Source organism: Mycolicibacter engbaekii, from assembly GCF_002101585.1.
Classification (GTDB): Bacteria; Actinomycetota; Actinomycetes; order Mycobacteriales; family Mycobacteriaceae; genus Mycobacterium; species Mycobacterium engbaekii.
Map to the genome: position 1 here is coordinate 51061 of NZ_LQOT01000060.1, position 25145 is coordinate 76205.

Annotated in this window: 25 protein-coding genes and 2 tRNA genes; 20 read left to right on the forward strand and 7 right to left on the reverse strand. The window is 68.7% G+C overall.

Annotated elements, in window-relative coordinates:
- Nucleotides 1-4: 4 nt before the first annotated feature.
- Entirely contained in the window at nt 5-670 is a 666-nt protein-coding gene (locus AWC02_RS15680; RefSeq protein ID WP_085129757.1) for a TetR/AcrR family transcriptional regulator, read from the reverse strand.
- Here AWC02_RS15680 and AWC02_RS15685 point away from each other — a divergent pair.
- Nucleotides 669-1511, forward strand: a complete 843-nt coding sequence (locus AWC02_RS15685; protein WP_085129659.1) for an alpha/beta fold hydrolase — start codon at nt 669-671, stop codon at nt 1509-1511. The two genes, AWC02_RS15680 and AWC02_RS15685, sit on opposite strands and share 2 nt — an antisense overlap.
- Nucleotides 1512-1524: 13 nt before the next feature.
- On the opposite strand, the gene AWC02_RS15690 is transcribed toward AWC02_RS15685, so the two are convergent.
- The gene (locus AWC02_RS15690; RefSeq protein WP_085129660.1) at nt 1525-3102 is read right to left on the reverse strand and encodes a glycoside hydrolase family 13 protein; all 1578 of its coding nucleotides are present in this window, start codon (nt 3100-3102) and stop codon (nt 1525-1527) included.
- Nucleotides 3102-3500, reverse strand: a complete 399-nt coding sequence (locus AWC02_RS15695; RefSeq protein ID WP_085129661.1) for a globin — start codon at nt 3498-3500, stop codon at nt 3102-3104. Before AWC02_RS15695 ends, AWC02_RS15690 begins: the two co-directional genes overlap by 1 nt.
- 135 nt (nt 3501-3635) lie before the next feature.
- Between AWC02_RS15695 and AWC02_RS15700 the strand changes: the two genes are divergently transcribed.
- From AWC02_RS15700 to AWC02_RS15715, 4 genes are all read left to right on the forward strand, one after another.
- Nucleotides 3636-4265, forward strand: coding sequence for an HNH endonuclease (locus AWC02_RS15700; RefSeq protein WP_085129662.1), 630 nt, complete (start codon nt 3636-3638; stop codon nt 4263-4265).
- Between the two features lie 75 nt (nt 4266-4340).
- Entirely contained in the window at nt 4341-4565 is a 225-nt protein-coding gene (gene ctaJ, locus AWC02_RS15705) for an aa3-type cytochrome oxidase subunit CtaJ (protein ID WP_419179281.1), read from the forward strand.
- Nucleotides 4552-5019 carry a DUF5130 family protein gene (locus AWC02_RS15710; protein WP_085129664.1) on the forward strand — a complete coding sequence of 156 codons (468 nt, stop codon included), beginning with the start codon at nt 4552-4554 and terminating at the stop codon, nt 5017-5019. Before ctaJ ends, AWC02_RS15710 begins: the two co-directional genes overlap by 14 nt.
- Nucleotides 5020-5048: 29 nt before the next feature.
- Nucleotides 5049-5828 carry a hypothetical protein gene (locus AWC02_RS15715; protein ID WP_237160498.1) on the forward strand — a complete coding sequence of 260 codons (780 nt, stop codon included), beginning with the start codon at nt 5049-5051 and terminating at the stop codon, nt 5826-5828.
- Here AWC02_RS15715 and pepN read toward each other — a convergent pair whose 3' ends face one another.
- The gene (pepN, locus tag AWC02_RS15720; RefSeq protein ID WP_085129665.1) at nt 5829-8450 is read right to left on the reverse strand and encodes an aminopeptidase N; all 2622 of its coding nucleotides are present in this window, start codon (nt 8448-8450) and stop codon (nt 5829-5831) included.
- Nucleotides 8451-8511: 61 nt separating this feature from the next.
- On the opposite strand from pepN, the gene AWC02_RS15725 reads away from it, so the two are divergent.
- From AWC02_RS15725 to AWC02_RS15740, 4 genes are all read left to right on the forward strand, one after another.
- The gene (locus AWC02_RS15725) at nt 8512-8892 is read left to right on the forward strand and encodes a DUF1304 domain-containing protein (RefSeq protein ID WP_085129759.1); all 381 of its coding nucleotides are present in this window, start codon (nt 8512-8514) and stop codon (nt 8890-8892) included.
- A gap of 75 nt (nt 8893-8967) precedes the next feature.
- Nucleotides 8968-9576, forward strand: a complete 609-nt coding sequence (locus tag AWC02_RS15730; RefSeq protein WP_085129666.1) for a DsbA family oxidoreductase — start codon at nt 8968-8970, stop codon at nt 9574-9576.
- 100 nt (nt 9577-9676) lie between these two features.
- Nucleotides 9677-10156 (forward strand): ribose-5-phosphate isomerase, encoded by a 480-nt coding sequence (locus AWC02_RS15735; RefSeq protein ID WP_085129667.1) that lies wholly within the window; start codon nt 9677-9679, stop codon nt 10154-10156.
- Between the two features lie 22 nt (nt 10157-10178).
- On the forward strand, nt 10179-10982 hold the full coding sequence (locus AWC02_RS15740; RefSeq protein WP_085129668.1) for an Fpg/Nei family DNA glycosylase: 804 nt from the start codon (nt 10179-10181) through the stop codon (nt 10980-10982).
- Between the two features lie 20 nt (nt 10983-11002).
- On the opposite strand, the gene AWC02_RS15745 is transcribed toward AWC02_RS15740, so the two are convergent.
- The gene (locus tag AWC02_RS15745; protein WP_085129669.1) at nt 11003-12226 is read right to left on the reverse strand and encodes a serine hydrolase domain-containing protein; all 1224 of its coding nucleotides are present in this window, start codon (nt 12224-12226) and stop codon (nt 11003-11005) included.
- Nucleotides 12227-12399: 173 nt separating this feature from the next.
- Nucleotides 12400-12470: transfer RNA gene (locus tag AWC02_RS15750), tRNA-Gly, on the reverse strand.
- A gap of 137 nt (nt 12471-12607) precedes the next feature.
- On the opposite strand from AWC02_RS15750, the gene AWC02_RS15755 reads away from it, so the two are divergent.
- The 4 genes from AWC02_RS15755 to clpP2 all read left to right on the forward strand — a co-directional run bounded on the left by AWC02_RS15755 (nt 12608) and on the right by clpP2 (nt 15487).
- Nucleotides 12608-12684, forward strand: a tRNA-Pro gene (locus tag AWC02_RS15755).
- 58 nt (nt 12685-12742) lie between these two features.
- Nucleotides 12743-14170: a trigger factor gene (gene tig, locus AWC02_RS15760; RefSeq protein WP_085129670.1), complete on the forward strand. Its 1428-nt coding sequence runs from the start codon at nt 12743-12745 to the stop codon at nt 14168-14170.
- A gap of 106 nt (nt 14171-14276) precedes the next feature.
- Nucleotides 14277-14855 carry an ATP-dependent Clp protease proteolytic subunit gene (locus AWC02_RS15765; RefSeq protein WP_046315102.1) on the forward strand — a complete coding sequence of 193 codons (579 nt, stop codon included), beginning with the start codon at nt 14277-14279 and terminating at the stop codon, nt 14853-14855.
- Nucleotides 14852-15487: an ATP-dependent CLP protease proteolytic subunit ClpP2 gene (gene clpP2, locus AWC02_RS15770; RefSeq protein WP_046315104.1), complete on the forward strand. Its 636-nt coding sequence runs from the start codon at nt 14852-14854 to the stop codon at nt 15485-15487. The genes AWC02_RS15765 and clpP2 overlap by 4 nt, the downstream gene beginning before the upstream one ends.
- 21 nt (nt 15488-15508) lie before the next feature.
- On the opposite strand, the gene mmuM is transcribed toward clpP2, so the two are convergent.
- On the reverse strand, nt 15509-16435 hold the full coding sequence (gene mmuM, locus AWC02_RS15775; protein ID WP_085129760.1) for a homocysteine S-methyltransferase: 927 nt from the start codon (nt 16433-16435) through the stop codon (nt 15509-15511).
- Nucleotides 16436-16700: 265 nt separating this feature from the next.
- Between mmuM and clpX the strand changes: the two genes are divergently transcribed.
- The 7 genes from clpX to AWC02_RS15810 all read left to right on the forward strand — a co-directional run bounded on the left by clpX (nt 16701) and on the right by AWC02_RS15810 (nt 25066).
- Nucleotides 16701-17984, forward strand: a complete 1284-nt coding sequence (gene clpX / locus AWC02_RS15780) for an ATP-dependent Clp protease ATP-binding subunit ClpX (protein ID WP_085129671.1) — start codon at nt 16701-16703, stop codon at nt 17982-17984.
- Nucleotides 17985-18269: 285 nt separating this feature from the next.
- Complete coding sequence (locus AWC02_RS15785) at nt 18270-20210, forward strand: 2-oxoacid:acceptor oxidoreductase subunit alpha (protein ID WP_085129761.1); 1941 nt, start codon at nt 18270-18272, stop codon at nt 20208-20210.
- The gene (locus AWC02_RS15790) at nt 20207-21292 is read left to right on the forward strand and encodes a 2-oxoacid:ferredoxin oxidoreductase subunit beta (protein ID WP_085129672.1); all 1086 of its coding nucleotides are present in this window, start codon (nt 20207-20209) and stop codon (nt 21290-21292) included. The genes AWC02_RS15785 and AWC02_RS15790 overlap by 4 nt, the downstream gene beginning before the upstream one ends.
- A 4-nt stretch (nt 21293-21296) precedes the next feature.
- Nucleotides 21297-21872, forward strand: coding sequence for a molybdenum cofactor guanylyltransferase (gene mobA / locus AWC02_RS15795; RefSeq protein ID WP_085129673.1), 576 nt, complete (start codon nt 21297-21299; stop codon nt 21870-21872).
- Nucleotides 21873-22706: 834 nt separating this feature from the next.
- A complete protein-coding gene (locus AWC02_RS15800; RefSeq protein WP_109561046.1) occupies nt 22707-23030 on the forward strand; it encodes a transglycosylase family protein in 324 nt (107 codons plus the stop codon).
- A gap of 88 nt (nt 23031-23118) precedes the next feature.
- Complete coding sequence (locus AWC02_RS15805) at nt 23119-24375, forward strand: saccharopine dehydrogenase family protein (RefSeq protein ID WP_085129674.1); 1257 nt, start codon at nt 23119-23121, stop codon at nt 24373-24375.
- 100 nt (nt 24376-24475) lie between these two features.
- On the forward strand, nt 24476-25066 hold the full coding sequence (locus AWC02_RS15810; RefSeq protein WP_085129675.1) for a DUF937 domain-containing protein: 591 nt from the start codon (nt 24476-24478) through the stop codon (nt 25064-25066).
- Nucleotides 25067-25145 lie beyond the last annotated feature (79 nt).

Sequence of the window (25145 nt, forward strand, 5' to 3'; positions counted from 1 at the left end):
TGGATCAGTCCTCGGTGAGCATGGCGTCGAGCAGCCGGTGCACGACGATGCCCACGTCGGCGCGTACCTGCTCGGCGTCATCGGCGGTGGCGATCACCATCGCTGCTTCGTCGAGTGCGCCGATGAGTACGTGAGCCAGGACCCTGACCGGCTGGTGGGGTAGTTGGCCCGCCTGCATGGCCGCGCTCAGCAGCTGCTCGGTCATGCCCAAGCTGTAGCGCTGGGCCACATCACGAAAGCCGTCCCAGCCCAGCACCGTGGGCGCGTCGAGCAGGAGCAGCTGGCGCACCTCCGGGTCGTCGGCCACTACCAGCCAGCTCTCGGCCGCCGACCGTAACGCTGCGGCGGGGGTGGTTGCCGCCGAACCGGCCACCGCCTCGGCCAGCCGCGCCATGACGTCGGCCTCCACGGCCTCCACGACCGCCAGGAACAGCGCGGCCTTGTCCGGGAATTGGTGGTACATCGCGCCGCGGGTCACCCCGGCGGCCTCGGCGATCTCGGGGGTCCCGACGGCCGCGTAGCCACGCGCACCCCAGAGTTTGCGGGCCGCGGTCATCAGGGCGGCACGGGTTGCGGCCGAACGCTCCGCTTGCGTCCGACGCTTGATTTCCGTACAGGCTGTCGGTAAGTTATCGGCAGGTTGCACGTAACTATGGTAGGAGCGTCCCATGCCCACCGTTGACATTGACGCCGGAACAATCCACTACGACACCGCGGGCCCGCGCGACGGCCGCCCGGTGCTGTTCGTCCACGGCTACGCGATGGGCGCCTCCATGTGGGGTCCGGTGAGCGATCGGCTGGCGGCGCGCAATCTGCGCTGTATCGCCCCGAACTGGCCGCTGGGCGCCCATCCGACGGCGTTGCGCCCCGGAGCTGACCGGACCTTGCCGGGCATCGCCGCGATGGTGGATGCATTCATGGAAGCGCTCGGCCTGCAAGACGTGGTGCTGGTAGGCAACGACACCGGGGGCTTGGTCAGCCAGTTGGTCGCGGTCAACCACCCGGACCGACTGGGCGCCCTGGTGTTGACCAGCTGCGATGCCTTCGCGCATTTCCCGCCTCCGATCATCAATCCGTACATCGTGGCGGCCAAAACCGCAGTCACCTTTCGGGTTGCGCTGCAACCGATGCGGCTGCGGGCATTTCGTCACTATGCCTACGGGAAGCTGGCACACCGCGACATCGACCACCTGGTGAAAGAGTGGGTCAAACCCCCGCTGCGGGATTCGGCAATTGCCGAGGACCTCCGTCAGCTCACCAAGTCCCTGAACCAGCAGACCTCCCTAGATGCCGGGGCCCGACTTTGGGGCTTCACCAAGCCCGCCCTGGTGGCCTGGTCCGTCGACGATCTGTTCTTTCCCGTCGAGGACGGCAGGCGCCTGGCCGAGGTGCTGCCGGACTCCCGCTTCGAACTCATCGAGGGCGCGCGCACCTATTCGATGATCGATCAGCCGGAACGGCTTGCGGACCTGGTCGCCGAATTCGCCGGCGCCACAAGCGATCGGCGCTGACCCGACTTCCCGCTCAGTCCAGCCACGCGGCGGCGTTGGGCACCAGCCGGCCGTCGGTCGCCGGGGCGCTGGACAGCAGCAGCCGGCCCTCCGGCAGATCCACCGGGCGGTCACCGGCGTTGAGCACACACACCAGGCCGCCGCGCCGGAAGGCCAGCATTCCCGGCGGTGTTTCGAGCCAGTCGAGGTGGCGTCCGGTGAGTTCTTCGCGGCGCCGGCGGATAGCCAGCGCCTGCCGGTACAGCGACAGGGTGGATCCGGCTTCGTGGCGTTGCCGTTCGACCGTGCACTGCGCCCAGTCCGGCGGCATCGGCAGCCAGGTGTGCGGGTTGTCGGAGAATCCGAACGGCGGGGCGTCACCCGACCAGGGCATGGGCACCCGGCAGCCGTCGCGCCCGCGTTCGGTGTGCCCGGAGCGTTCCCAGACCGGGTCCTGCAGGGCGCTGTCGGGCAGCTCGACGTTCGGCAGACCCAACTCCTGGCCGTTGTAGACGAACACCGCCCCGGGCAGGGCCAGCAGCACCAGGGCCATGGCGTGCGCCCGCTGCAGCCCGAGAGCCCCGCCGCCATAGCGGGTGACCGCCCTTTCGACGTCATGGTTCTCCAGCGCCCAGGTGGCGTCGGCGCCCACCGAGGCGACCGCGGCCAGGGAGTTGTCGATCGCGCTGCGGATCTCCGCGGCGTCGAAGTCGGCCTGGAGCAGCCGGAAGTTGAAGGCCAGGTGCAGCTCGTCGGGCCGCAGATATTCGGCGAACGCGGCGTTGTCGTGCACCCACACCTCGCCCACGCTCACCGCGTCCGGGTAGTCGTCCATGACCGCCCGGATCGCCCGGTGGATGGCGTGGACCCCGGGCCGGTTGAACCGCGGGTCGTCGTCGCGATGGGCCAGCAGTTTCAGATCGGCCTCCGGCATGTCCGGCAGGCCCGGAGGCTTGGCCATGCCGTGCGAGACATCGATGCGGAAACCGTCCACGCCGCGGTCCAGCCAGAACCGCAGCGTTGCCTCGAAGTCGGCGAAAACCTCCGGGTTGTCCCAGTTGAGATCCGGTTGTGCGACGTCGAACAGGTGCAGATACCACTGGCCGGGGCCGTCGGACCCGGCGACTCTGGTCCAGGCCGGGCCGCCGAACACCGACACCCAGTTGTTGGGCGGCAACTCGCCGTCGGGGCCGCGACCGTCACGGAAGATGTAGCGATCCCGCTCAGGGCTGGCCGGTTGGGCGGCCAGCGCCTCGACAAACCACGGGTGCGCCGAACTGGTGTGGTTGGGCACCAGGTCCATGGTCACCTTGATGCCGCTAGCATGGGCGGCGGCCACCAGCCGATCCAGCGCCGCCAGGTCGCCGAAGAGGGGATCGATGTTGCGGGGATCGGCCACGTCGTAGCCGTGGTCGGCCATCGGCGACACCGTCACGGGGTTGAGCCACAGCGCGTCGACGCCGAGCCGGCGCAGGTAGTCCAGGTGCGCGGATATGCCGTCGAGGTCGCCCACCCCGTCGCCGTTGCTGTCGGCGAACGAGCGGGGATAGACCTGGTAGAACACGCTGTCGGCCCACCACGGGGCGTGGCCGGAACCCTCGCCTGCGCTCATCAGATGGGTGCGTTGACCATGAAATCGGCGGCCGAGTGCAGGTACTGCAGCAGTTCGGCGCGGTGGGCGTCGTCGAGGGTGTCGCTGTCGATCTCGTCGACGGCGGTCATCATGCAGCGCAGCCAGGCGTCGCGCTGCATGGGTCCGATCCGGTACGGGATGTGGCGCATCCGCAACCGCGGGTGCCCGCGACGCTCGGTGTAGGTGCGCGGCCCGCCCCAGTACTGCTCGAGGAACATCCGCAACCGCTCTTCGGCGCCGGCCATGTCGTCAGCGGGATACATCGGGCGCAGGATCGGATCCTGGGCGACCAGTTGGTAAAACCGCGACACGATGGCCTGAAACGTCTTCGCGCCGCCGACTGCGTCATAAAACGAGGGTTCTTCTATCGGCTGCATCGCCCACCATTGTGGGGCATCGCCGCCGCCTGCCGGTGAACACACAGCAAATAGGCGTGCGACCAGCGTCGAATCGTGGTGAACTGTTCGGCGGAGGTCAATGGTGCGACATCTCAACCGGCTGCAAGACCGGATATGAAACGTCGGGGCCACCGCACCCCCGGTGCCCCACCGGCGAGCCTGAGCGGGCTTGCCAGCGCGCCATGCCTGCACTCGGTCGCCGCCGGGACCACCGAGACCACCTCGATCTGGAACCGCCGCCGGGTCCTGCTGCTGAACTCCACCTTTGAGCCGTTGACGGCGCTGCCGCTGCGGCGCGCCGTGGTGATGCTGATCTGCGGCAAGGCCGACGCGGTGCACGACGACCCGTCCGGCCCGGTCATCCACTCGGCGACCCGGGCGGTGCCGGTCCCGTCGGTGATCCGGCTGCGCAGCTACGTGCGGGTGCCCTACCGGGCCCGGATCCCGCTGACCCGGGCCGCACTGATGCACCGCGACCAGCACAGCTGCGCCTACTGCGGCGGCAAGGCCGACACCGTCGACCACGTGGTGCCGCGCAGCCGTGGTGGAGATCACTCCTGGGAGAACTGCGTGGCCGCCTGCTCGACGTGCAATCACCGCAAGGCGGACCGGTTGCTCAACGAGATCGGCTGGACGCTGCGGCTGGTCCCCACCTCGCCCAAGGGGCAGCATTGGCGGCTGCTGGCGGTGATCAACGACCTCGACCCGGTGTGGATGCGCTATCTGGGCGAGGGCGCCGCCTAAGCCACGCGGGCCCTATCGGGCCGGGTTCTCGCACCGCACCATCGGCCGTGGGATACCGTCTACGGCGTGAGCGTGTTGGAAACCCTCGGCATCTTCATCGGCATCCCGGTGGCATTGTTCGCACTGCTTGCCGCTCGGACCCTGACGCAGAAGGGGCCGCGCGCGGCCACCTATCAGATGGGCGATCGGTGGACGCATCCGCCGATCCTGTGGGCGGCGACCGACGAGGCCGTCGGCGGCGGGCATGGCCATGGCAATTCGGAATTCAGCGTGGGGGGTGGAGCCAGTGGCAACTGGTGAAGTCACGACTATCGACCCGGCGGACCTGCCGTACGGTTCGGTGATCACCACCAGCGGTCGGGTCTCGGGCGTCACCGAGCCCGGCGAGGCGTCGACGCACTACCCGTTCCCGGTCAAGCAGCTGGTGGCCCTCGACGACGCACTGACCTACGCGTCGCGGGGGACCGGTGCCCGGTTCGCCACCTACATCGGCGATCTGGGTGCTGACACCGCCGCCCGGGCCCGCGAGATCCTCGCGAAGGTGCCCACTCCCAACGACGCGGTGCTGATCGCGGTCTCGCCGGATCAGAAGGCCATCGAGGTGGTCTACGGTGCCGGTGTGGCCGGCCGGATCGCCCCGGCCGCGGCCCCGCAGGGCGTGGCGGCGGCGGCTGCGGCATTCCGGGACGGCCACCTGATCGACGGTCTGGTGAGCGCCGTTCAGGTGATCAGCGCCGGAGTCACCCCGGCCTAGCCGCTGGGCGCCCGCAGAGCTGACACCGCGTGCGCGTCCCCGATCGCCCTACCGTGGGGGAGTCCGTCGCTGCGCAGGCCGCTTCGGCGGCGCACCGTGCCTGGCTGGGCAACATCGACCGGCGCGGGGTGGCCCCGCAGGCGGTAGCCGAGATCGTCCGCGAGCGGCGCATCACGCGGGACAGCTTCCGTGCTCTGGACGCGATGGAACGCCTCGTCGATCCGGCGGGCCGCAGCTATTTCGTGATCCCCCCGACGGCCGGCGGCGATGACGCGCGCCGTGCCGTACTGCTGAACTACATTCTCAACGCGGGCACCGGCTACGGCCGGCCCGGTGCTCCCAGCGATTTTCCCGAAACGCCCTACGGCGCCGCCGAAGTGCGACGGATCGCCGATCGGCAGCGCGCGAACCGCTGGAGCTACACCACGGTGTGGAGCATCTCTAACAGCGGCGGTTGTGTAGTCACCACCCCGAACGGGGTGTTGATGGTCGTGGGCGGCAGGATTCACGGCTCGCTGAGCCATCGCGGCGGCACCATGTGGGGCGATCTGTTCCTGGTCAACAGCCAGCGTGTCAGTGACCCGGCCCGCCGGATGCGCGAGATCGTCGAATCCGGCCGGCTCGGCCGGCACGGGCCGGGGCTCGATTCGCTGCTGCATCACGAGGAGATCCACGCCCAGCAGTGGGCTGACCTGGGGCCGCTGCGGATGCCCGCGCGCTACCTCGCCGAGGAGGCCAGGGCGCGAATCCGGGGCGGCGTCAACCGTTTCGAGGAAGAGGCCGGCCTGCGCGACGGCGGCTACCGCTGATCAGGCGCTATCAAGGGCGCGTGCCCGCAGCGACCGCTCCACCCCGGCCCGGCCCTCCAGCACCAACCGGCGCAGCGCCGGCGGCACCTGTGGGTCGGCGAGGAAGGCATCGGCGGCGTCCAGGCCGGCCTGACTGACCTCCCAGCCCGGGTACAGACCCACCACCACGGTTTGCGCCACCTCACTGGATCGGCGCTCCCACACGCCCAGGATCGCCTCGAAGTAGCGGGCGGTGAACGGCGCCAGCAACGCACCCTGTCCGGGCTGCACGATCCCGGCGATGATCGACCGGCCGGTGATGTTGGCCAGCGTGTCGTCCTCGATCACCTGCCGCCAGGCCGCTTCCTTGACGGCGGCCTGCGGCCGGGCCGCCGAGGCCTGGGCGCCCTGGCGCTTTCCGGCCGCGGTGGGGTCACGCTGGATCTCGGCGTCGATCTCCGCGGCGTCCACCACACCACTTCGGGCCAGCGCCACCATGATTCGCCACCGCAGGTCGGTGTCGACGGCCAGTCCGGCCAGCCCCTGGCCGGCCGGATCGGCGTCCAGCAGCGCGGCCAGCACCGCGGTGTGCCGTTCGGCGAGCACCGAGGTGCACAGGGCGTTGAGGAAGGCCAGCTGATGATCCGAGCCGGGCTCGGCGGCGCGGGCCAGCTCCAGCAGCCGGTCGGCGAACGCCGGCCAGCCCTGCTCGGCGGCCCATGCCGGTTCGGCGTAGAACCCCAGTGCGGTCTGCGCCTGCAACAGCAGCCGTTGCGCCACACCGACTTCGGTCTCGGCGCCGATACCCTGTTGCACCAGCGCCAGAAAGTCACGGGCGCGCATCTCGGCCTCGCGGGTCATCTCCCAGGCCGCCGACCACACCAGGGTGCGGGGCAGCGGGTCGGCGATGTCGGCGATACGTTCGGTTGCCGCGGCAAGGGACTGCGGGTCCAGCCGCAGCGCGCAATAGGTCAGATCGTCGTCGTTGACCAGGATCAGCTTGCCGCGGGAGACGCCGACCAGGCCCGGCACCGGCGTGCTGGGACCCTCGATGTCCAGCTCCTCGCGGTGTACGCGCACCAACCGGCCCGAGCCGGCTGTGTCATGCGCCGGTCCCAGCTTCCCCTCTCCTCCGTCGAGACTCGCTGAACCGGCGGGGTCATCGTCATAGATGCCGATCGCCAGCCGGTGCACCCGGGTCTCGCCGGCGCCGGGGGCGGCCCCGCTCTGCGACACCGCGAACCGGCTGAACCGCCCCTCGGCGTCGACATCGAAGTCCGCCCGCAGGGTGTTCAGGCCGGTGGTCTTGAGCCACTGCCGGCCCCAGTCGGACAGGTCCCGTCCGGAAGCCTTCTCCAGCGCGGCCAGCAGATCGTCGAAGGTGGCGTTGCCGAACGCGTGCGCGGCGAAGTAGTCGCGCAGGCCGGCCAGAAAGTGATCCAGGCCGACGTAGGCCACCAACTGCTTGAGCACCGATGCGCCTTTGGCGTAGGTGATCCCGTCGAAGTTGACCTCCACCGCGGCCAGGTCGGGGATATCCGCGGCGATCGGGTGCGTCGACGGCAGCTGATCCTGGCGGTAGGCCCAGGACTTCTCGGCGTTCGCGAATGTGGTCCAGGCGCTGGTGTATTCGGTTGCCTCGCTTTGGCACAGCACCGACGCGAACGTCGCGAACGACTCGTTGAGCCACAGGTCGTCCCACCAGCGCATGGTGACCAGGTCGCCGAACCACATGTGCGCCATCTCGTGCAGCACGGTCTCGGCGCGCCGCTCGTAGGACGCCCGGGTCACTTTGCTGCGAAAGACGTAGTCCTCCAGGAACGTCACCGCGCCGGCGTTCTCCATGGCGCCGGCGTTGAACTCCGGTACGAACAGCTGGTCGTACTTGCCGAACGCGTAAGGCACGCCGAAATTGCTGTGGTAGAACCCGAATCCCTGTTTGGTCTCGGTGAAAAGCCGCTCGGCGTCCATGTGTTCGGCCAGCGAGGCCCGGCAGAACAGGCCCAGCGGAATCTCGCCGTGCTCGTCGCGGTAGACGTCGTCCCATCGGGCGTACGGACCGGCGATCAGGGCCACCAGGTAGGTGCTCATCTTCGGGGTGGTGGCGAAGGTGTGCACGCCGTCGCGCACGTCGACCGTGGCGCCGTTGGACACCACCTGCCAGTGCGGTGGCGCGGTGACCGTGATGTCGAAGGTGGCCTTGAGGTCCGGTTGGTCGAAGCAGGCGAACATCCGCTTGGCGTCGGCGGTTTCGAACTGCGAGTACAGGTACACCTCGTCGTCGACCGGGTCGACGAACCGGTGCAGGCCTTCCCCGGTGTTGGAGTAGAAGCACTGCGCGTCGACCTCGACGGTGTTGTGCTCGGCCAGGCCGTCCAGCGCGATGCCGACCGACTCGTCGTAGCCCGACACGTCGAGGGCGCGGCCGTTGAGGGTGGCGCTGTGGATCGTCTCTGCGGCGATGTCGATGACGGTGTCGCTGCCGGCCAGCGCGTCGAAGGTGACGGTCGTGGTGGAGCGGAAGGTGCGCTCGCCCGGGGCGCCGCTGCCGTCGGTCAGGTCCAGGGCGATCCGGTAGTTGACGGCGCTGACGAGCGCGGCCCGTTCGGCGGCCTGGTCGCGGGTGAGATTAGGAAGTGCCACGCCCGCCTACAGTAGCCGCCAAACACCGTGAGCGGACGCCGGACGGCGTTTAATGGAGACCATGCTCATCGCCGGTGTGACGTTCGCCGCGCTGGCGGCCGCGCTGCATGTCTACATCTTCGTGCTGGAGTCGCTGAGCTGGACGGCGCCGCGTACCCGGGCGGTGTTCGGCACCACCGCCGAGGAGGCCGAGACCACCAAGGCGCTGGCCTTCAACCAGGGCTTCTACAACCTGTTTCTGGCGATCGTGACGGCTGTCGGGATCGGTGCCGTCGCCGGTGGTCACTGCGCGGTGGGCCTGGCGCTGATCTTCGCGGGCGTGGGATCGATGCTGGCGGCGGCGCTGGTACTGGTGGCGTCGTCGCCGGAGCGGGCGCGCGCCGCGATCGTCCAGGGTGCTTTCCCGGCTGTCGCGGTGGTACTGCTGGTACTGGGCCGGTAGATGCGGGGGAGGGCATAGATGTGCCCGGTGCCGCGTTAGACCCGGACGTAACCGTTGTAGGCCGAGAGGATTCCCATGCCCGAGAAGTCGCACGCCGAGTTCTGGTTCGACCCCCTGTGCCCGTGGTGCTGGATCACCTCCCGATGGATCCTTGAGGTCGAGAAGGTCCGGGATATCGACGTCACCTTCCACGTGATGAGCCTGGCCGTGCTCAACGAGGGACGCGACCTGCCCGAGCAGTACCGCGAGCGGCTCAAGGACGCGTGGGGGCCGGTGCGGGTGGCGATCGCCGCCGAACAACTGCGCGGCAACGAGATTCTGCGGCCGCTGTACACCGCGATGGGCACCCGGATCCACAATCAGAACAACAAGGACTTCCCCGACGTCATCGCCGGGTCGCTGGCCGAGGTCGGGCTACCGGCCGAACTGGCCGAAGCCGCCACCACCGACACCTACGACGACGCGGTGCGTGCCAGCCACCACGCCGGGATGGACGCGGTCGGCGACGACGTCGGCACCCCCACCATCCATGTCAACGGGGTGGCGTTCTTCGGGCCGGTGCTGTCGCGCATTCCCCGCGGGGAGCAGGCGGGCAAGCTGTGGGACGCGTCGGTGACCTTCGCGTCCTACCCGCACTTCTGGGAACTCAAGCGCTCCCGCACCGAGGCGCCGGAGTTCGACTGACCCCGGCCGACCCGGCGATCCCCGCGGCGCCCTGCCGCGGGGTCGCCGCGGGGCGCAGGCTCGTCAGAAGCCGGCGGCCGACTCTGAGACAATGACGTCCATGCGCGTCTACCTCGGCTGCGATCACGCCGGCTACGAACTCAAAGAGCAGATCATCGAGCACCTGCGCCAGGGCGGCCATGAGCCGGTCGACTGCGGGGCTTTCGCCTACGACGCCGAAGACGACTACCCGGCGTTCTGCATCGCGGCGGCCACCCGCACGGTTGCCGACCCGGGCAGCCTGGGCATCGTGATCGGCGGCTCGGGCAACGGCGAACAGATCGCGGCCAACAAGGTGCCCGGGGCGCGCTGCGCGCTGGCCTGGAGCACCGAGACCGCGCAGCTGGCGCGCGAGCACAACAACGCCCAGCTGATCGGCATCGGCGGACGGATGCACACCACCTCCGAAGCGCTGGCGATCGTCGACGCGTTCCTGAGCACGCCCTGGTCGCAGGCCGAACGGCACCAGCGTCGTATCGACATCCTGGCCGCCTACGAACGCGACCACCAGGCGCCTCCGGTACCCGGCGCGCCGGCCTGACCCCCGGTTTCCGCGGCCTGACATGCCGGAGGGGCACATCCTGCACCGGCTGGCCCGGCTGCATCAGCGCCGCTTCGCCGGTGCACCGGTCGCGGTGTCGAGCCCGCAGGGCCGGTTCGAATCCGGTGCCGCAGCCGTCGACGGGCGGCCGCTGCGGCGCGCCGAGGCCTGGGGCAAGCACCTGTTCCACCGTTACGCGCACGGGCCGATCGTGCACGTGCACCTGGGGATCTATGGCCACTTCACCGAGTTCGACCTGGCTGACGGTGGCCTGCCCGAACCGGTCGGCCAGGTTCGGATGCGCATGGTGGGCACCGGGTACGGCACCGATCTGCGCGGACCGGCCGCCTGCGAGCTGGTCGACGAGGCACAGGTCGCCGACGTGATTGCGCGGTTAGGGCCCGACCCGCTGCGCAGCGAGGCCGACCCGGGGCTGGCCTTCAAGCGAATAGCCAAGTCCCGCAAGACGATCGCAGCGTTGCTGATGGACCAGTCGGTGATGGCCGGGGTGGGCAACGTCTACCGCAGCGAGGTGCTGTTCCGGCACCGGATCGACCCGTATCGGCCCGGCGTGCAGATCGATGAAGCAGTATTCGCCGCGATCTGGACGGATCTGGTGGCGCTGATGAAGGTCGGCCTGCGGCGCGGCAGCATCGTGGTGGTGCGGCCCGAGGACGACCACGGAGCACCGGCGTATGCGCCCGGCAAGCCGCGTACCTATGTCTATCGCCGCGCCGGCGAGCCCTGCCGGCTGTGCGGTACCGCCGTGCGCACCGCGCAACTGGAGGGCCGCAACGTGTTCTGGTGCCCGTCGTGCCAGGCGTGACGTCCGGCCGGTAGGGGCCGTCAGTCGTCGTAGACCGATTCGCGCCGGGGCCGGATCGGCACGCCGAGCGCCCGGTAGATCTCGTTGGACAGCACCACGCTGCGCGGATCGGCATTGGCCTGGGTGTGGTCGAACCGGTTCATCACGTAGCCGTAACCGATCCGGTGCTCAAGGTCGACAAAGGCGAACGACCCGCCGAGGCCGCCGTGCCCGAAGATCCGGCGGTTGGGCCCGTTGACGCCCTGCGCGTTGAGCATGTATCCCAGGCCCCAGCCGTGCTCGGCGACCCGGGGTCCGAGCACCAGATCGGTCTCGGTGCCGCCCTGCAGCACCCGCAGGCGGTCCATCGCGGCACGGCTGAGCAGCTTCTCCTGCAGCAGCGCGTTGTAGAACGTGGCCATGCCCAGGGCGGAGACCTGGGCGTTGGTGCCGGGGAACTCCAGTTGGCGCCACAGGGTGAGGTCGTTGGTGGCGATCTCGTCGTCGGGGGCGAACCCCATCGCCACCGCCAGCCCCGCCTTCGGGTGGTCGTCCAGCGAGGTCGGGCGCTTGGGCGCCCCGGCCGAGGCCAGCATCTCCCGAATCGTCGGCTTGCCCACCGGGTCGGCGCAGCGGTACGGCTGCTGCTCGGCCGGAACCCCGATGTGCACCTCGGCGCCCAGCGGACCGGCGACCTCATTGCGCAGGTACTCACCGACTGTCATGCCGGTGACCCGCCGGACCACTTCACCGATGATGAAGCCGTAGCTGGTCATGTGATAGCCCTGCGCGCTGCCGGGACGCCACCAGGGTTCGGCGGCGGCCAGGCGCTCGCAGACCAGGCCCCAGTCGGTGACGTCGCGCCAGTGCATCGGTTCGCGCGGCCCGATGGCCCCGGAGCGGTGTGCCAGCACCATGGCCAAGGAGATGTCGCCCTTGCCGGCCTGGCCGAACTCGGGCCAGTAGTGCGCCACCGGCACCCGCAGGTCGAGCACGCCGGCTTCGGCGAGGCGGTGGACACACGTGCTGGTCAGGCCCTTGCTGCCGGACAACACGGTGCTCAGGGTGTCTTCCTGCCAGGGGCGCCGGCCCTCGACGTCGGCGGAGCCGGCCCACAGGTTGACGACGAGTTCGCCGTCGACATAGGCCGCGACGGCGGCGCCGAGCTCGTCGCGCAGCGTGAAGTTGCGCTCGAACTCGTACCGCACCTTCTCAAAGCGCGGGGAGCACGTTCCATGGATTTGGACGTGCCGTGTGCCGCCCATCGAGTGCCTTCCTGCTAGGGAGAATCCCCTTCCGCGGGGGCGACGGGGCGATCGGACCCGCGTTCGAAGGATAAGTCGCGGGCCGGGTGCGCGTACAGCGGCCCCGGCCCCGGCTCACGGCCCAGATCGACCGTGGCGGAGACCGCCGAACCGCTGTTCGGCGGCCCTTGCAGAGCGGGCGACGGGAATCGAACCCGCGTAGCTAGTTTGGAAGACTAGGGCTCTACCATTGAGCTACGCCCGCATGAATAGCTAGAGCGAAACTGTACCGGCGTGGCGGACTCGAAATCCAATTGCCCCGCCGCGGGGCCATTTGTGGGGCGCTGACAGCAGGTCTTTGCGACTGCCGATCTACCGGGCCGTAGGATCGCCTGGTCAGTGCGGGGTGTAGCGCAGCTTGGTAGCGCATCCGCTTTGGGAGCGGAAGGCCGCAGGTTCAAATCCTGTCACCCCGACCAGCAGCGCGCGCCGCACCGGCACACGACTGACCACGTCAACCATATCGAGGAGTAACCCGTGAAGAGCACCGTCGAGCAGCTGACCCCGACCCGGGTTCGCATCAACGTTGAGGTGCCGTTCACCGAGCTTCAGCCGGATTTCGAGCGGACCTACAAGGAGCTGGCCAAGCAGGTGCGGTTGCCGGGTTTCCGGCCGGGCAAGGCGCCGGCCAAGCTCATCGAGGCCCGCTTCGGCCGGGCAGCGGTGCTGCAGCAGGTCGTCAACGAGGCGCTGCCGAGTCGCTACAGCGAGGCGGTGACCACCTCGGACCTCAAGCCGCTCGGTCAGCCCGACATCGAGGTCACCAAGCTCGACGACGGTGAGCAGATCGCCTTCACCGCCGAGGTCGACGTGCGTCCGGCGATCACCCTGCCCGAGTTGGAGCAGCTCGCGGTCACCGTCGACCCCATCGAGATCAAAGACGAAGAGGTCGACGCCGAACTCGACTCGCTGCGCGCCCGCTTCGGCACCCTGACCGGTGTCGACCGCCCGGCCGCCGAGGGCGACTTCGTCTCGATCGACCTCGACGCCACCATCGACGGGGAAGCGGTCGAAGGGGCCGCCACCGAGGGCCTGTCGCATGAGGTCGGATCGGGGCAGCTCATCGACGGACTCGACGACGCGATCGTGGGGCTGTCCGCCGGTGAGAGCAAGTCCTTCACCGCCAAGCTGGCGGCCGGCCCGCAGGCCGGCAAGGAGGCCGAGGTCACCGTTACGGTCCAGTCCGTCAAGGAACGCGAGCTGCCGGAGGCCGACGACGAATTCGCGCAGCTGGCCAGCGAATACGACACCATCGGGGAGCTGCGCGAGAACCTCAGCGAGCAGGTGAGCCGGACCAAGCGCATCCAGCAGGCCGAGAAGGTCCGCGAGCTGACGCTGGAGGCCCTGGTCGAGCAGGTCGAGATGCCGCTTCCCGAGGCCGTCGTGCAGGCGCACATCGACAACGCGCTGCACAACGCCCTGCACGCGGTCGACCACGACGAGAACAAGTTCAACGAGTCGCTGGTCGACAAGGGCTCCTCGCGGGCCGAGTTCGACGCCGAGACCCGCAGCGAGGCCGAGAAGTCGGTGAAGACCCAGCTGCTGCTCGACGCGCTCGGCGACAAGCTCGAGGTCAAGGTGGGCCAGAACGACCTGACCCAGCACCTGGTGCTGATGGCGCGCCAGTACGGCGTCGCCCCCCAGCAGCTGATCCAGTTCCTGCAGGAGAACAACCAGCTGCCCGCGGTGCTGGCCGATGTGCGCCGCGGTATGGCGCTGGCTGCGGCGGTGCGCGCCGCCACGGTCAAGGACACCGACGGCAACGAGGTCGACACCGCTGAGTTCTTCGGCACCGACGAATCCGCCGACGAGGGCGACGAGGCCGCGGTGGCCGAGGCTTCCGCCGACGAGACCGAGGTGGCCGAGGAATCCGCCGACGAGGCCGCGCCGGCGTCCGACGAGTGACGCTGTAAGCGAACGAACCCAGTTTGGGACGCCCTCGGCCGCGCCGGTTGGTTAGGGTCTTAAACATGTCTCGGCATATGAATCTCGAGAAAGCAGGTACCCCACTGTGAGCCAGCCTGGTCTGAATCTCGTCGACTCGGTTTACGAGCGGCTACTGCGAGAACGCATCATTTTCCTGGGGTCGCAGGTGGACGACGACATCGCCAACCGGCTGTGCGCCCAGATCCTGCTGTTGGCGGCCGAGGACCCGACCAAGGACATCTCGCTCTACATCAACTCTCCGGGCGGTTCGATCAGCGCCGGGATGGCGATCTACGACACCATGGTGCTGGCACCGTGCGACGTCGCCACCTATGCGATGGGGATGGCCGCCTCGATGGGCGAGTTCCTGCTGGCGGCGGGCACCAAGGGCAAGCGCTACGCCCTTCCGCACGCCCGCATCCTGATGCACCAGCCGTTGGGCGGCGTGACCGGCAGTGCGGCCGACATCGCCATCCAGGCCGAGCAGTTCGCGGTCATCAAGAAGGAGATGTTCCGGCTCAACGCGGAGTTCACCGGTCAGCCCATCGAGCGCATCGAGGCCGACTCGGACCGCGACCGCTGGTTCACCGCCCAGGAAGCCCTGGAGTACGGCTTCGTCGACCACATCATCACTCGCGCCCACACCAACGGAGCCGCATCATGAACCCGCACATCCAGCCGCAGGCGCGCTACATCCTGCCGTCGTTCGTGGAGCACTCCAGCTGGGGCGTCAAGGAGTCCAACCCGTACAACAAGCTGTTCGAGGAGCGCATCATCTTCCTCGGCGTGCAGGTCGACGACGCCTCGGCCAACGACATCATGGCCCAGTTGCTGGTCCTGGAGTCGCTGGACCCCGACCGCGACATCACCATGTACATCAACTCCCCGGGTGGCTCCTTCACCTCGCTGATGGCGATCTACGACACCATGCAGTACGTGCGGGCCGACATCCAGACCGTGTGCCTGGGCCAGGCCGCCTCGGCGGCCGCGGTGCTGCTGGCGGCGGGAACGCCCGGTAAGCGGATGGCGCTGCCCAACGCGCGGGTGCTCATCCACCAGCCGTCGCTGTCCGGCGTGATCCAGGGGCAGTTCTCCGACCTGGAGATCCAGGCGGCCGAGATCGAGCGGATGCGGACGCTGATGGAGGCCACCCTGGCGCGGCACACCGGCAAGGACGCCGACGTGATCCGCAAGGACACCGACCGCGACAAGATCCTCACCGCCCCCGAGGCCAAGGACTACGGGATCATCGACACCGTCCTGGAGTACCGCAAGCTCTCGGCGCAGACGGCGTAAGTCTTCGCACCGAGCGTGCATTCAGGGCGAATTTCCGGTGGGATTTTCGCCCTGAGTGCACGCTCGGCGTAACCCGGCGACCACTTCGGCCACCGCGCCGATGTCCGCCGGCGACACCCGGCAGCACCCGCCCACGATGCGCGCGCCCGCGGCGACCCACTGCGGAACCAGCGCGGGGGAGAACCCCCTCGGTCCGGTCCAGGCGCCCTGTTCCCAGCGCTCGCCGCTGTTGGGATAGACGATCACCGGCTTACCGGTGACCGCGCGGGCGATCTCTATCGCCGGCAGGACGTCGGCGGGCGCACAGCAGTTCACCCCCACCGCGACAAGCTGTCGCACCCCGGCGGCCACCGCGAAGGCCTCGGCGAGCGGCTGCCCGGCGCGGGTCGCCGTGCCGTCGATGGTGTAGCTGAGCCAGGCCGGCACATCGGCCTCGCGGATCAACTCCACCAGCGCCGCGGCTTCGTCGAGGTCCGGGACGGTCTCCACGGCCAGCAGGTCGGCGCCGGCGTCGGCCAGCACCTCCAGTCGCTCCCGGTGCCACGCCGCTAACCGGGCCACCGAAAGCCCGTACCGGCCGCGGTATTCCGAACCGTCGGCGCGGGCGGCGCCGTAGGGACCGATCGACGCCGCCACCCAGCGCCCGGGCACCGGGCCGCAGGCCTGCCGCGCCAGGTCCACGCTGCGCCGCAACAGGTCCTCGGCGTCGTGGCGGCCGATCCCGCGGGCGGCGAAACCGTCGAAGCTCGCCTGATAGCTGGCGGTGGTCGCGATCTGGGCGCCGGCGGCGAAGAAGGCGCTGTGGGCGCCCACGATGGCGCGCGGGTCGTCGATGAGCAGGCGGGCCGACCACAGGGGATCGGACAGGTCGGCTCCGCGGGCCGCCAGCTCGCTCGCCAGCCCCCCATCGGCGACGAGCACGGTATCGTCGGGCACGGCGAACCCCACGGTCGCCACTGTAGGGTCCCGATGCTCTGCTGTGTCTCACAGTCGGGTAACACCCCCGAATCGCTCACGCCACGCCAGCGCGTCACACCGCCGGGAGCGGCGTCCCGGGCGATATCTTCTTGGGCAGGCAGACGGGCTAGTGATGAATACCAACGACGCGATTCGGCCTTATCGGTCGCCTCGCACCGGAATGAACGGGTAGCGTCGGAGCAGACATCGGCTCCCCGACGACAGACGGCGAACAGGAAGTAGGTCCTAACGCACTATGGCGCGCATTGGAGATGGCGGGGACTTGCTGAAGTGTTCGTTCTGCGGGAAGAGCCAGAAGCAGGTCAAGAAGCTCATCGCAGGACCGGGCGTCTACATCTGCGATGAGTGCATCGACCTGTGCAACGAGATCATCGAAGAGGAGCTGGCCGACGCCGACGACGTCAAGCTCGACGAGCTGCCCAAGCCCGCGGAGATCCGGGAGTTCCTGGAGGGCTACGTCATCGGTCAGGACACTGCCAAGCGCACCCTGGCGGTGGCGGTCTACAACCACTACAAGCGGATCCAGGCCGGCGAGAAGAGCCGGGATTCCCGCTCCGGTGAGGCAGTCGAACTGACCAAGTCCAACATCTTGATGCTCGGGCCCACCGGCTGCGGCAAGACCTACCTGGCCCAGACGCTGGCCAAGATGCTCAATGTGCCGTTCGCGATCGCCGACGCCACCGCGCTGACCGAGGCGGGCTACGTCGGTGAGGATGTCGAGAACATTCTGCTCAAGCTGATTCAGGCGGCCGACTACGACGTCAAGCGCGCCGAGACCGGCATCGTCTACATCGACGAGGTGGACAAGATCGCCCGTAAGAGCGAGAACCCGTCGATCACCCGGGACGTCTCCGGTGAGGGCGTGCAGCAGGCGCTGCTGAAGATTCTGGAGGGCACGCAGGCCTCGGTTCCGCCGCAGGGTGGCCGCAAGCACCCGCACCAGGAGTTCATCCAGATCGACACGACCAACGTGCTGTTCATCGTGGCCGGGGCCTTCGCCGGACTGGAGAAGATCGTCTCGGACCGGGTTGGCAAGCGCGGCTTGGGTTTCGGCGCCGAAGTCCGGTCCAAGGCGGAGATCGACACCACCGACCACTTCGCGGAGGTCATGCCCGAGGACCTGATCAAGTTCGGGCTCATCCCCGAGTTCATCGGCCGGTTGCCGGTGGTGGCCTCGGTGACCAACCTGGACATGGAGTCGTTGGTCAAGATCCTCTCGGAGCCCAAGAACGCCCTCGTCAAGCAGTACACCCGGCTGTTCGAGATGGACGGGGTGGAGCTGGAGTTCACCCAGGACGCCCTGGAGGCCATCGCGGATCAGGCGATCCATCGGGGCACCGGTGCGCGTGGTCTGCGGGCGATCATGGAGGAAGTCCTGCTGCCGGTGATGTACGACATCCCCAGCCGCAACGACGTCGCCAAGGTCGTGGTGACCAAGGAAACGGTGCAGGACAACGTGTTGCCGACCATCGTTCCGCGCAAGGCGTCGCGCAGCGAGCGTCGCGACAAGAGCGCCTAGAACACCGCGCCGACCGCTCGGCGGCGGGTTTTCGAACAGTACGGGCGTTTTCTTAGACTTGGCCCGTGGGCAGACGTGATGAAAACCACATTTACGCCCCAACTTGTCCGTGAACCCCGCTGTGACATCGACATTTAACACTGAGTAACCCGAAATTCGACACGGTGTGGCGTCGTATGGTCTATAAGAGCGGTGCAATAATCGGTACTGCTAGTGACAGAAAAACTTGTGGGTGCGCCGGACGTGCTGCGCGGGCCCGGGTCGGACACGAGGGAAGGCGGGGCCGTGGGGCCGAGTGGTAACGGAGTCGGATCGGCACCGGGACGCCAAAAACTCGAGAAGGTCGTCATCCGTTTCGCCGGGGACTCCGGCGACGGCATGCAGCTGACCGGCGATCGCTTCACCTCCGAGGCGGCCCTGTTCGGCAATGACCTGGCCACCCAGCCGAACTATCCGGCCGAGATCCGCGCACCTCAGGGCACCCTGCCCGGTGTGTCGTCGTTCCAGATCCAGATCGCCGACTTCGACATCCTGACCGCCGGTGACCGCCCCGACGTCCTGGTGGCGATGAACCCCGCGGCGCTCAAGGCCAACATCGGCGACCTGCCGCGTGGCGGCATGGTGATCGTGAACTCCGACGAGTTCACCAAGCGCAACCTGGCCAAGATCGGCTACGAGACCAACCCGCTGGAGACCGAAGAGCTCTCCGACTACGTCGTGGTCCCGGTCGCCATGACCTCCCTGACGCTGGGTGCGGTCGAGGCGATCGGCGCCACCAAGAAGGACGGCGCCCGCGCCAAGAACATGTTCGCCCTGGGCCTGCTGTCGTGGATGTACGGCCGCGAGCTTTCGAGCAGTGAGCGCTTCATCCGGGAGAAGTTCGCCAAGAAGCCCGATGTGGCCGACGCCAACGTACTGGCGCTCAAGGCGGGCTGGAACTACGGCGAGACCACCGAGGCCTTCGGCACCACTTATGAGATCGCCCCGGCCAAGTTGCCGGCCGGCGAGTACCGCCAGATCTCGGGCAACACCGCGATGGCCTACGGCGTGATCGTCGCCGGCCAGCTGGCCAACACCCAAGTGGTGCTGGGGACTTACCCGATCACCCCCGCCTCGGACATCCTGCACGAGCTGTCCAAGTACAAGAACTTCAACGTGCTCACCTTCCAGGCCGAAGACGAGATCGCCGGTATCGGCGCGGCCATCGGCGCCTCCTACGGTGGCGCACTGGGTGTCACCAGCACCTCCGGTCCCGGTTTGGCGCTCAAGGCCGAGGCGCTGGGCCTGGCTGTGATGACCGAGCTGCCGCTGCTGCTGATCAACGTCCAGCGCGGCGGCCCGTCCACGGGTCTGCCCACCAAGACCGAGCAGGCCGACCTGCTGCAGGCGCTGTACGGACGCAACGGCGAGTCGCCGGTTGCGGTGCTGGCGCCGTGCACCCCGTCGGACTGCTTCGACGCGGCCGTCGAGGCCGTTCGGATCGCGGTGACCTACCGCACCCCGGTGGTGCTGCTCTCCGACGGCGCGATCGCCAACGGTTCCGAGCCGTGGCGCATCCCGGATGTGGCCTCCATGGAGCCGATCGATCAGAACCTGGCCAAGGCCGGCGAGGACTTCGCGCCCTACGCGCGTGACCCGGAGACCCTGGCCCGGCAGTTCGCCATCCCCGGAACCCCGGGCCTGGAACACCGGATCGGTGGGCTGGAGAAGGCCAACGGCTCCGGGGCGATCTCCTACGAGCCCGCCAACCACGACCTGATGGTGCGGCTGCGGCAGGCCAAGGTCGACGGCATCAAGGTCCCCGACCTGGTCGTCGACGACCCGTCCGGGGAGGCCGAGCTGCTGATGCTGGGCTGGGGCAGTTCCTACGGCCCGATCGCCGAAGCCTGCCGGCGGGTCCGGCGCAGCGGTATCAAGGTCGCTCAGGCCCACCTGCGCAACCTCAACCCGCTGCCGGCCAACCTGGGCGAGGTGCTGCGACGCTACCCCAAGGTGGTGCTGCCGGAGATGAACCTGGGCCAGCTGGCGCTGCTGCTGCGCGGTCGCTACCTGGTCGACATCCAGTCGGTCACCAAGGTGACCGGCCAGGCGTTCCTGGCCGATGAGATCGAGGGAATCATCGACGACGCGCTGGCCGGCACGCTGGCCGATCGGGAGAACGAGAAGGCGTCGCTGGCCAGGGCCGCGGCGGTCACCATTGCGGGTACAGCAGGAGCGAATTCATGACCACCACCGAACCTGTCGGCACGCTCGTCGGTACCGAGCTGGGACTGACCGCGCTGAGCGGGGTGCCCACCACCGACGAGCCGCAGAAGGCCAAGGACTACACCTCCGACCAGGAGGTGCGGTGGTGCCCGGGCTGCGGTGACTACGTCATTCTCAACACGATCCGTGGCTTCCTTCCCGAGCTGGGGCTGCGCCGGGAGAACGTGGTGTTCGTCAGCGGTATCGGCTGCTCGAGCCGGTTCCCGTACTACATGAACACCTACGGCGTGCACTCGATCCACGGCCGTGGCCCGACGTTCGCCACCGGTCTGGCGACCGCCCGCGAAGACCTGAAGGTGTTCCTGATCACCGGTGACGGCGACGCGCTGTCGATCGGCGGCAACCACCTGATCCACACGCTGCGACGCAACGTCAACATCACCATCCTGCTGTTCAACAACCGGATCTATGGCCTGACCAAGGGCCAGTACTCGCCGACGTCGGAGACCGGCAAGGTCACCAAGTCGACACCCTTCGGTTCGCTGGACAACCCGTTCAACCCGATCTCGCTGGCTCTGGGCGCCGAGGCGACGTTCGTCGGTCGCGCCTTGGACTCCGACCGCAAGGGCCTCACCGAGGTCCTGCAAGGGGCGATGGAGCACCGCGGTTCGGCGCTGGTGGAGATCCTGCAGGACTGCCCGGTGTTCAACGACGGCTCCTTCGACCTGCTGCGCAAGGAAGGTGCGGAGAGCCGCATCATCAATGTCCGGCACGGTGAACCCATCGTGTTCGGTGCCGAGGGGGAGTACTGCGTCATCAAGTCCGGTTTCGGGCTCGAGGTCGCCAAGACCGCCGACGTCTCGGCCGAGCAGATCGTGGTGCACGACGCCACGCTGGCCGACTCCTCGTATGCCTTCGCGCTGTCGCGGCTTGCCGAGCAGGATCTGTCGCACTTCCCGATGGGCATCTTCCGCAAGGTCGCCAAGCCCACCTACGACGACCTGGCACGCGCGCAGGTGGCTGAGGCCCGGCAGTCGACCCCTAACGACACCGCCGCACTCCAGGCGCTGCTGCGTGGTCGCGACACCTGGACCGTCGACTGACGCGATGACCGCTGGTCGGTTGGCCGGCGTGGTACTGGCGGGCGGCGATTCCCGCCGGATGGGCCGTGACAAGGCCACCCTGACGGTGCCGGGCCGATTCGCCGGCCGGACCCTGGTGCAGCATCTGGTCTCGGTGCTGGCGCAGCGCTGCGATCCGGTGTTCGTGGTGGCCGCCCAGGGCCAAGTGCTGCCGACCGTGCCCGCGCGGGTGCTGCGCGACGAAGTTCCCGGGTTGGGGCCGTTGCCGGCCATCGGGCTGGGGCTGCGCGCCGCCGAGCTCGAGGGTGCCCCCAGGGCATTTGTCTGCGCCGTCGACATGCCTTACCTGACAACGGAATTGATCGACCTGCTCGCCGGGGCCGCAGCGGCGGACATCGTGTTGCCGCGCGCCGGCCGGGACCACTATCTGGCCGGGGTGTACCGCACCGGCCTGGCCCCGACGGTCCAGACCCTGGTGGCTGCCGGCCAACGACGGGTGGGCGCCCTGATCGATGCCGTCGACGTCCGCCGGGTCGTGCTGGCCGACGCGTCCCCGCTGGTCAATCTCAACTCCCCGGACGACATCGCCGGGCTGCCCTGAGGCCTACCGGCAGCAAATTCGGCTATTTCCCTGGAAATAAAGCGCAATTCCCGTACTCGAGAGGGCGGGGGTTACCGCCGAATTATCCGACCGATATACAACGACTATTGGGTGGTACCGGATCGGGGCTTTGTCGAGGTGGTCGTGCGTGCCGGAATCACCTTGCGGTGCAACCTGATTCACACACCCGATGGACGGCGCGGCAAAAATGGCGGCGCAGCGGCGGGGGCGGGGGGAAACCGCACGCCGCAACGCACGCGCCCAGTGCGGTGGTGCGCCGAGCAGCGTGATGGCCGGCCGAGCGGTACCGACTCGATGACCTGTGCCTTTTGGGGCCAAAGATGCTGCTGAGACCCCTGTGGGGGCGCTGCTGCGCCCGCGGACGGCCGTTCGAACGGCCCCAATAGGCGCATTTGCCGTGGTCTGGGCCACAAAATCACCGTGATCTGACTCACGAATCCCGTCGGCGTGCCAGCGCTGGTGCGGTCCGGGTGAATTCGCCCTGACCTGCTTAAACCCACGGTGATGTCAGGGTGATTGTTTCGTTATCGGACCGAAATATTCGCGCCATGCAATTCGACGCGGCGTCCTGACATTTCGTAAGTTCCCTTCGCCCTCATGTGAGGCAAACAAATTGAATCCCTCCAAACGCGTGCGAGCGGGGGAGGCGGGCGGCCGATGCAACGCCTCCCGCGGGCGCCGGGTGCCTCCCGGCCTGCCCGGTTGCCCCTGCTGTCGTGCCTGACCTAGACGGCACGTCTCGAAGACCACCCTCGCCCGGAATCCGGGCCGTCTTTCGTGAGCTTCGGAGTGCGCGCCGCGAAAGGAACGAAGTTGAAGAACGTCCGCAAGCCCCTCACCATGGCCGCGATCGCCGGAGCCATGATCACCGGCGCGGTCGCCCTGTCCGACGCCACCGCCAAGGCGGACAGCGTCAACTGGGACGCCATCGCGGCCTGCGAGTCGGGCGGCAACTGGTCGATCAACACCGGCAACGGCTACTACGGCGGACTGCAGTTCAACCCCGGCACCTGGCGCGCCAACGGCGGCACCGGTATGCCGCACACCGCCAGTCGTGCCGAGCAGATCCGGGTTGCCGAGAACGTTCTGCGCAGCCAGGGCATCGGCGCGTGGCCGGTCTGCGGCCGTCGCGGCTGACCACCGATGGTGACGACGGCGCCGGGCGAGCAGCCCGGCGCCGTCGCCGTCGCAACCGGCTTTCCAGGCGGCGAGTAACGTCGGGCGGGTGCCAGACACGCCACGCGAGCTCGACATCATCCTCTACGGAGCGACCGGTTTCGCCGGAAAGCTGACCGCGCAATACCTCGCCCGCGCCGGCGGTGCCGCCCGGATCGGGCTGGCGGGCCGCTCCGAGGAGCGGTTGCGCAGGGTCCGCGCCGAACTGGGCGCGGCTGCCCAGGACTGGCCGCTGGTGGTGGCCGACGCCGACCGGCCCGCATCGCTGGAGGCGATGGCGCAGCGCACCCGGGTGGTGATCACCACCGTCGGCCCCTACACCCGCTACGGATTGCCCCTGGTCGCCGCATGCGCGGCGGCGGGCACCGATTACGTCGACCTCACCGGCGAGGCGATGTTCGTGCGGCAGAGCATCGACCTGTACCACAAGCAGGCCGCCGACAACGGGGCCCGCATCGTGCACGCCTGCGGCTTTGACTCCATCCCCTCGGATATGAGCGTGTACGCCCTCTACCGGGCCGCCCGCGAGGACGGCACCGGCGAGCTGCTGGCCACCGACCTGGTGGTGCGGGGCTTCTCCGGCGGGGCATCCGGCGGCACCCTGGCGTCGATGATCGAAGTGCTGACGACCGCTGCCAACGACCCGGAGGCCCGGCGCCAGCTGTTGGATCCCTACACGCTCAGCTCTGATCGGCCCGCCGAGCCGCAGCTGGGCCCCGAGCCGGACCTGTCCTGGCGACGGGGTCGTGACATCGCGCCGGAGCTGAACGGTATCTGGACCGCCGGCTTTGCCATGGCGCCCTACAACACGCGGGTCGTGCGGCGCAGCAACGGCCTGTTGGACTGGGCCTACGGTCGGCGCTTCCGCTACGCCGAGCACATGAGTTGCGGCTCGTCGGCCGCGGCGCCGGTGCTGTCGGGGTTGGTGACCGGCATCGGCAAGGTGACCATCGACCTGGGCGGCCAACTCTTCCGGCTGCTGCCGGCCGGCCTGCTGGAGCGGGTGTTGCCCAAGCCGGGAACCGGTCCCAGCCGCAGCGTTCGGGAGAACGGCTTCTACTGCCTGGAGACCTACACGACCACCAGCAGCGGCGCCCGCTACCGGGCGGACATGGCGCAGCGCGGCGACCCCGGCTACCAGGCCACCTCGGTGATGTTGGGGGAGAGCGGGTTGGCCCTGGCACTGGACCGCGACGCACTGCCCGACCGCTACGGCGTGCTCACCCCGGCGGCTGCCATGGGCGACGTGCTGCTGGAGCGACTGCCCGCGGCCGGAGTGACGCTGACGGTTACCCGGCTGCGCTGATCGCGGCCGGAATTTGCCGGTGTCGGCCGCCGGTGTTTGGGCTAGTGTCGATTTCGACCGCTGCCCCCGGCAGCACCCAGCAACGGAGGTGGAAACTCTTATGGCCGGCCTCGACGACCTCTTCGCTTCGATCCCAGTTCAGGACATTGCCAACCAGCTCGGCGCCGACTCGGCCGACGTGGACAGCGCTATTCACACCTTGGTGCCGGTGCTTGTCGGCGGGCTGAGCCAAAAGGCTCAGGAACCCGGGGAGGCCGACAGCATCGTCAACACCGCCGCCACCTTCGCCTCCCAGGGCCTGCTGGACAACGCCCTGGGCGCCAGCCAGGCCCAAGGCCAACAGGTGGTCTCCACCCTCTTCGGCGGCAACGACACCAGCCAGGTGGCTTCGGCGCTTTCGGGTGCCGGCGCGGGAAACAGCGACCTGCTGCAGAAGCTGCTGCCGATCATCACGCCCATCGTGCTGGCCTACATCGGCAAGCAGCTGAGCGGCCAGAAGGCCGAGCCGGCCCAGGAGCAGGCCTCCGGTGGCGGCCTCGGCGATGTGCTGGGCGGCATCCTGGGCGGACTGGCCGGGGGCGGCAACGCCAAGAACCAGTCGATGGGCAGCATCCTGGGCAACATGCTCGGCGGCAAGACCGGCGGCGCCATCGGCGACATCCTCGGCGGCCTGCTGGGCGGCAAGAAGTAGCCCACCAGCGCATCGCGTCAAGCCCCCGGATCAGTGCTGATCCGGGGGCTTTTCTCGACGACACCTCCCTCGGCGGGGA

What these genes read in the sequence shown, in the direction of transcription:
- AWC02_RS15735 (WP_085129667.1), top strand. Translation starts at nt 9,677, where the DNA reads ATGCGCGTCTACCTCGGCTGCGATCACGCCGGCTACGAACTCAAAGAG.
- AWC02_RS15790 (WP_085129672.1), top strand. Translation starts at nt 20,207, where the DNA reads ATGACCACCACCGAACCTGTCGGCACGCTCGTCGGTACCGAGCTGGGA.
- AWC02_RS15725 (WP_085129759.1), top strand. Translation starts at nt 8,512, where the DNA reads ATGCTCATCGCCGGTGTGACGTTCGCCGCGCTGGCGGCCGCGCTGCAT.
- AWC02_RS15730 (WP_085129666.1), top strand. Translation starts at nt 8,968, where the DNA reads ATGCCCGAGAAGTCGCACGCCGAGTTCTGGTTCGACCCCCTGTGCCCG.
- AWC02_RS15680 (WP_085129757.1), bottom strand. Translation starts at nt 670, where the DNA reads ATGGGACGCTCCTACCATAGTTACGTGCAACCTGCCGATAACTTACCG.
- AWC02_RS15700 (WP_085129662.1), top strand. Translation starts at nt 3,636, where the DNA reads ATGAAACGTCGGGGCCACCGCACCCCCGGTGCCCCACCGGCGAGCCTG.
- AWC02_RS15810 (WP_085129675.1), top strand. Translation starts at nt 24,476, where the DNA reads ATGGCCGGCCTCGACGACCTCTTCGCTTCGATCCCAGTTCAGGACATT.
- clpX (WP_085129671.1), top strand. Translation starts at nt 16,701, where the DNA reads ATGGCGCGCATTGGAGATGGCGGGGACTTGCTGAAGTGTTCGTTCTGC.
- AWC02_RS15685 (WP_085129659.1), top strand. Translation starts at nt 669, where the DNA reads ATGCCCACCGTTGACATTGACGCCGGAACAATCCACTACGACACCGCG.
- clpP2 (WP_046315104.1), top strand. Translation starts at nt 14,852, where the DNA reads ATGAACCCGCACATCCAGCCGCAGGCGCGCTACATCCTGCCGTCGTTC.
- AWC02_RS15745 (WP_085129669.1), bottom strand. Translation starts at nt 12,226, where the DNA reads ATGGGCGGCACACGGCACGTCCAAATCCATGGAACGTGCTCCCCGCGC.
- mobA (WP_085129673.1), top strand. Translation starts at nt 21,297, where the DNA reads ATGACCGCTGGTCGGTTGGCCGGCGTGGTACTGGCGGGCGGCGATTCC.
- AWC02_RS15690 (WP_085129660.1), bottom strand. Translation starts at nt 3,102, where the DNA reads ATGAGCGCAGGCGAGGGTTCCGGCCACGCCCCGTGGTGGGCCGACAGC.
- AWC02_RS15695 (WP_085129661.1), bottom strand. Translation starts at nt 3,500, where the DNA reads ATGCAGCCGATAGAAGAACCCTCGTTTTATGACGCAGTCGGCGGCGCG.
- AWC02_RS15740 (WP_085129668.1), top strand. Translation starts at nt 10,179, where the DNA reads ATGCCGGAGGGGCACATCCTGCACCGGCTGGCCCGGCTGCATCAGCGC.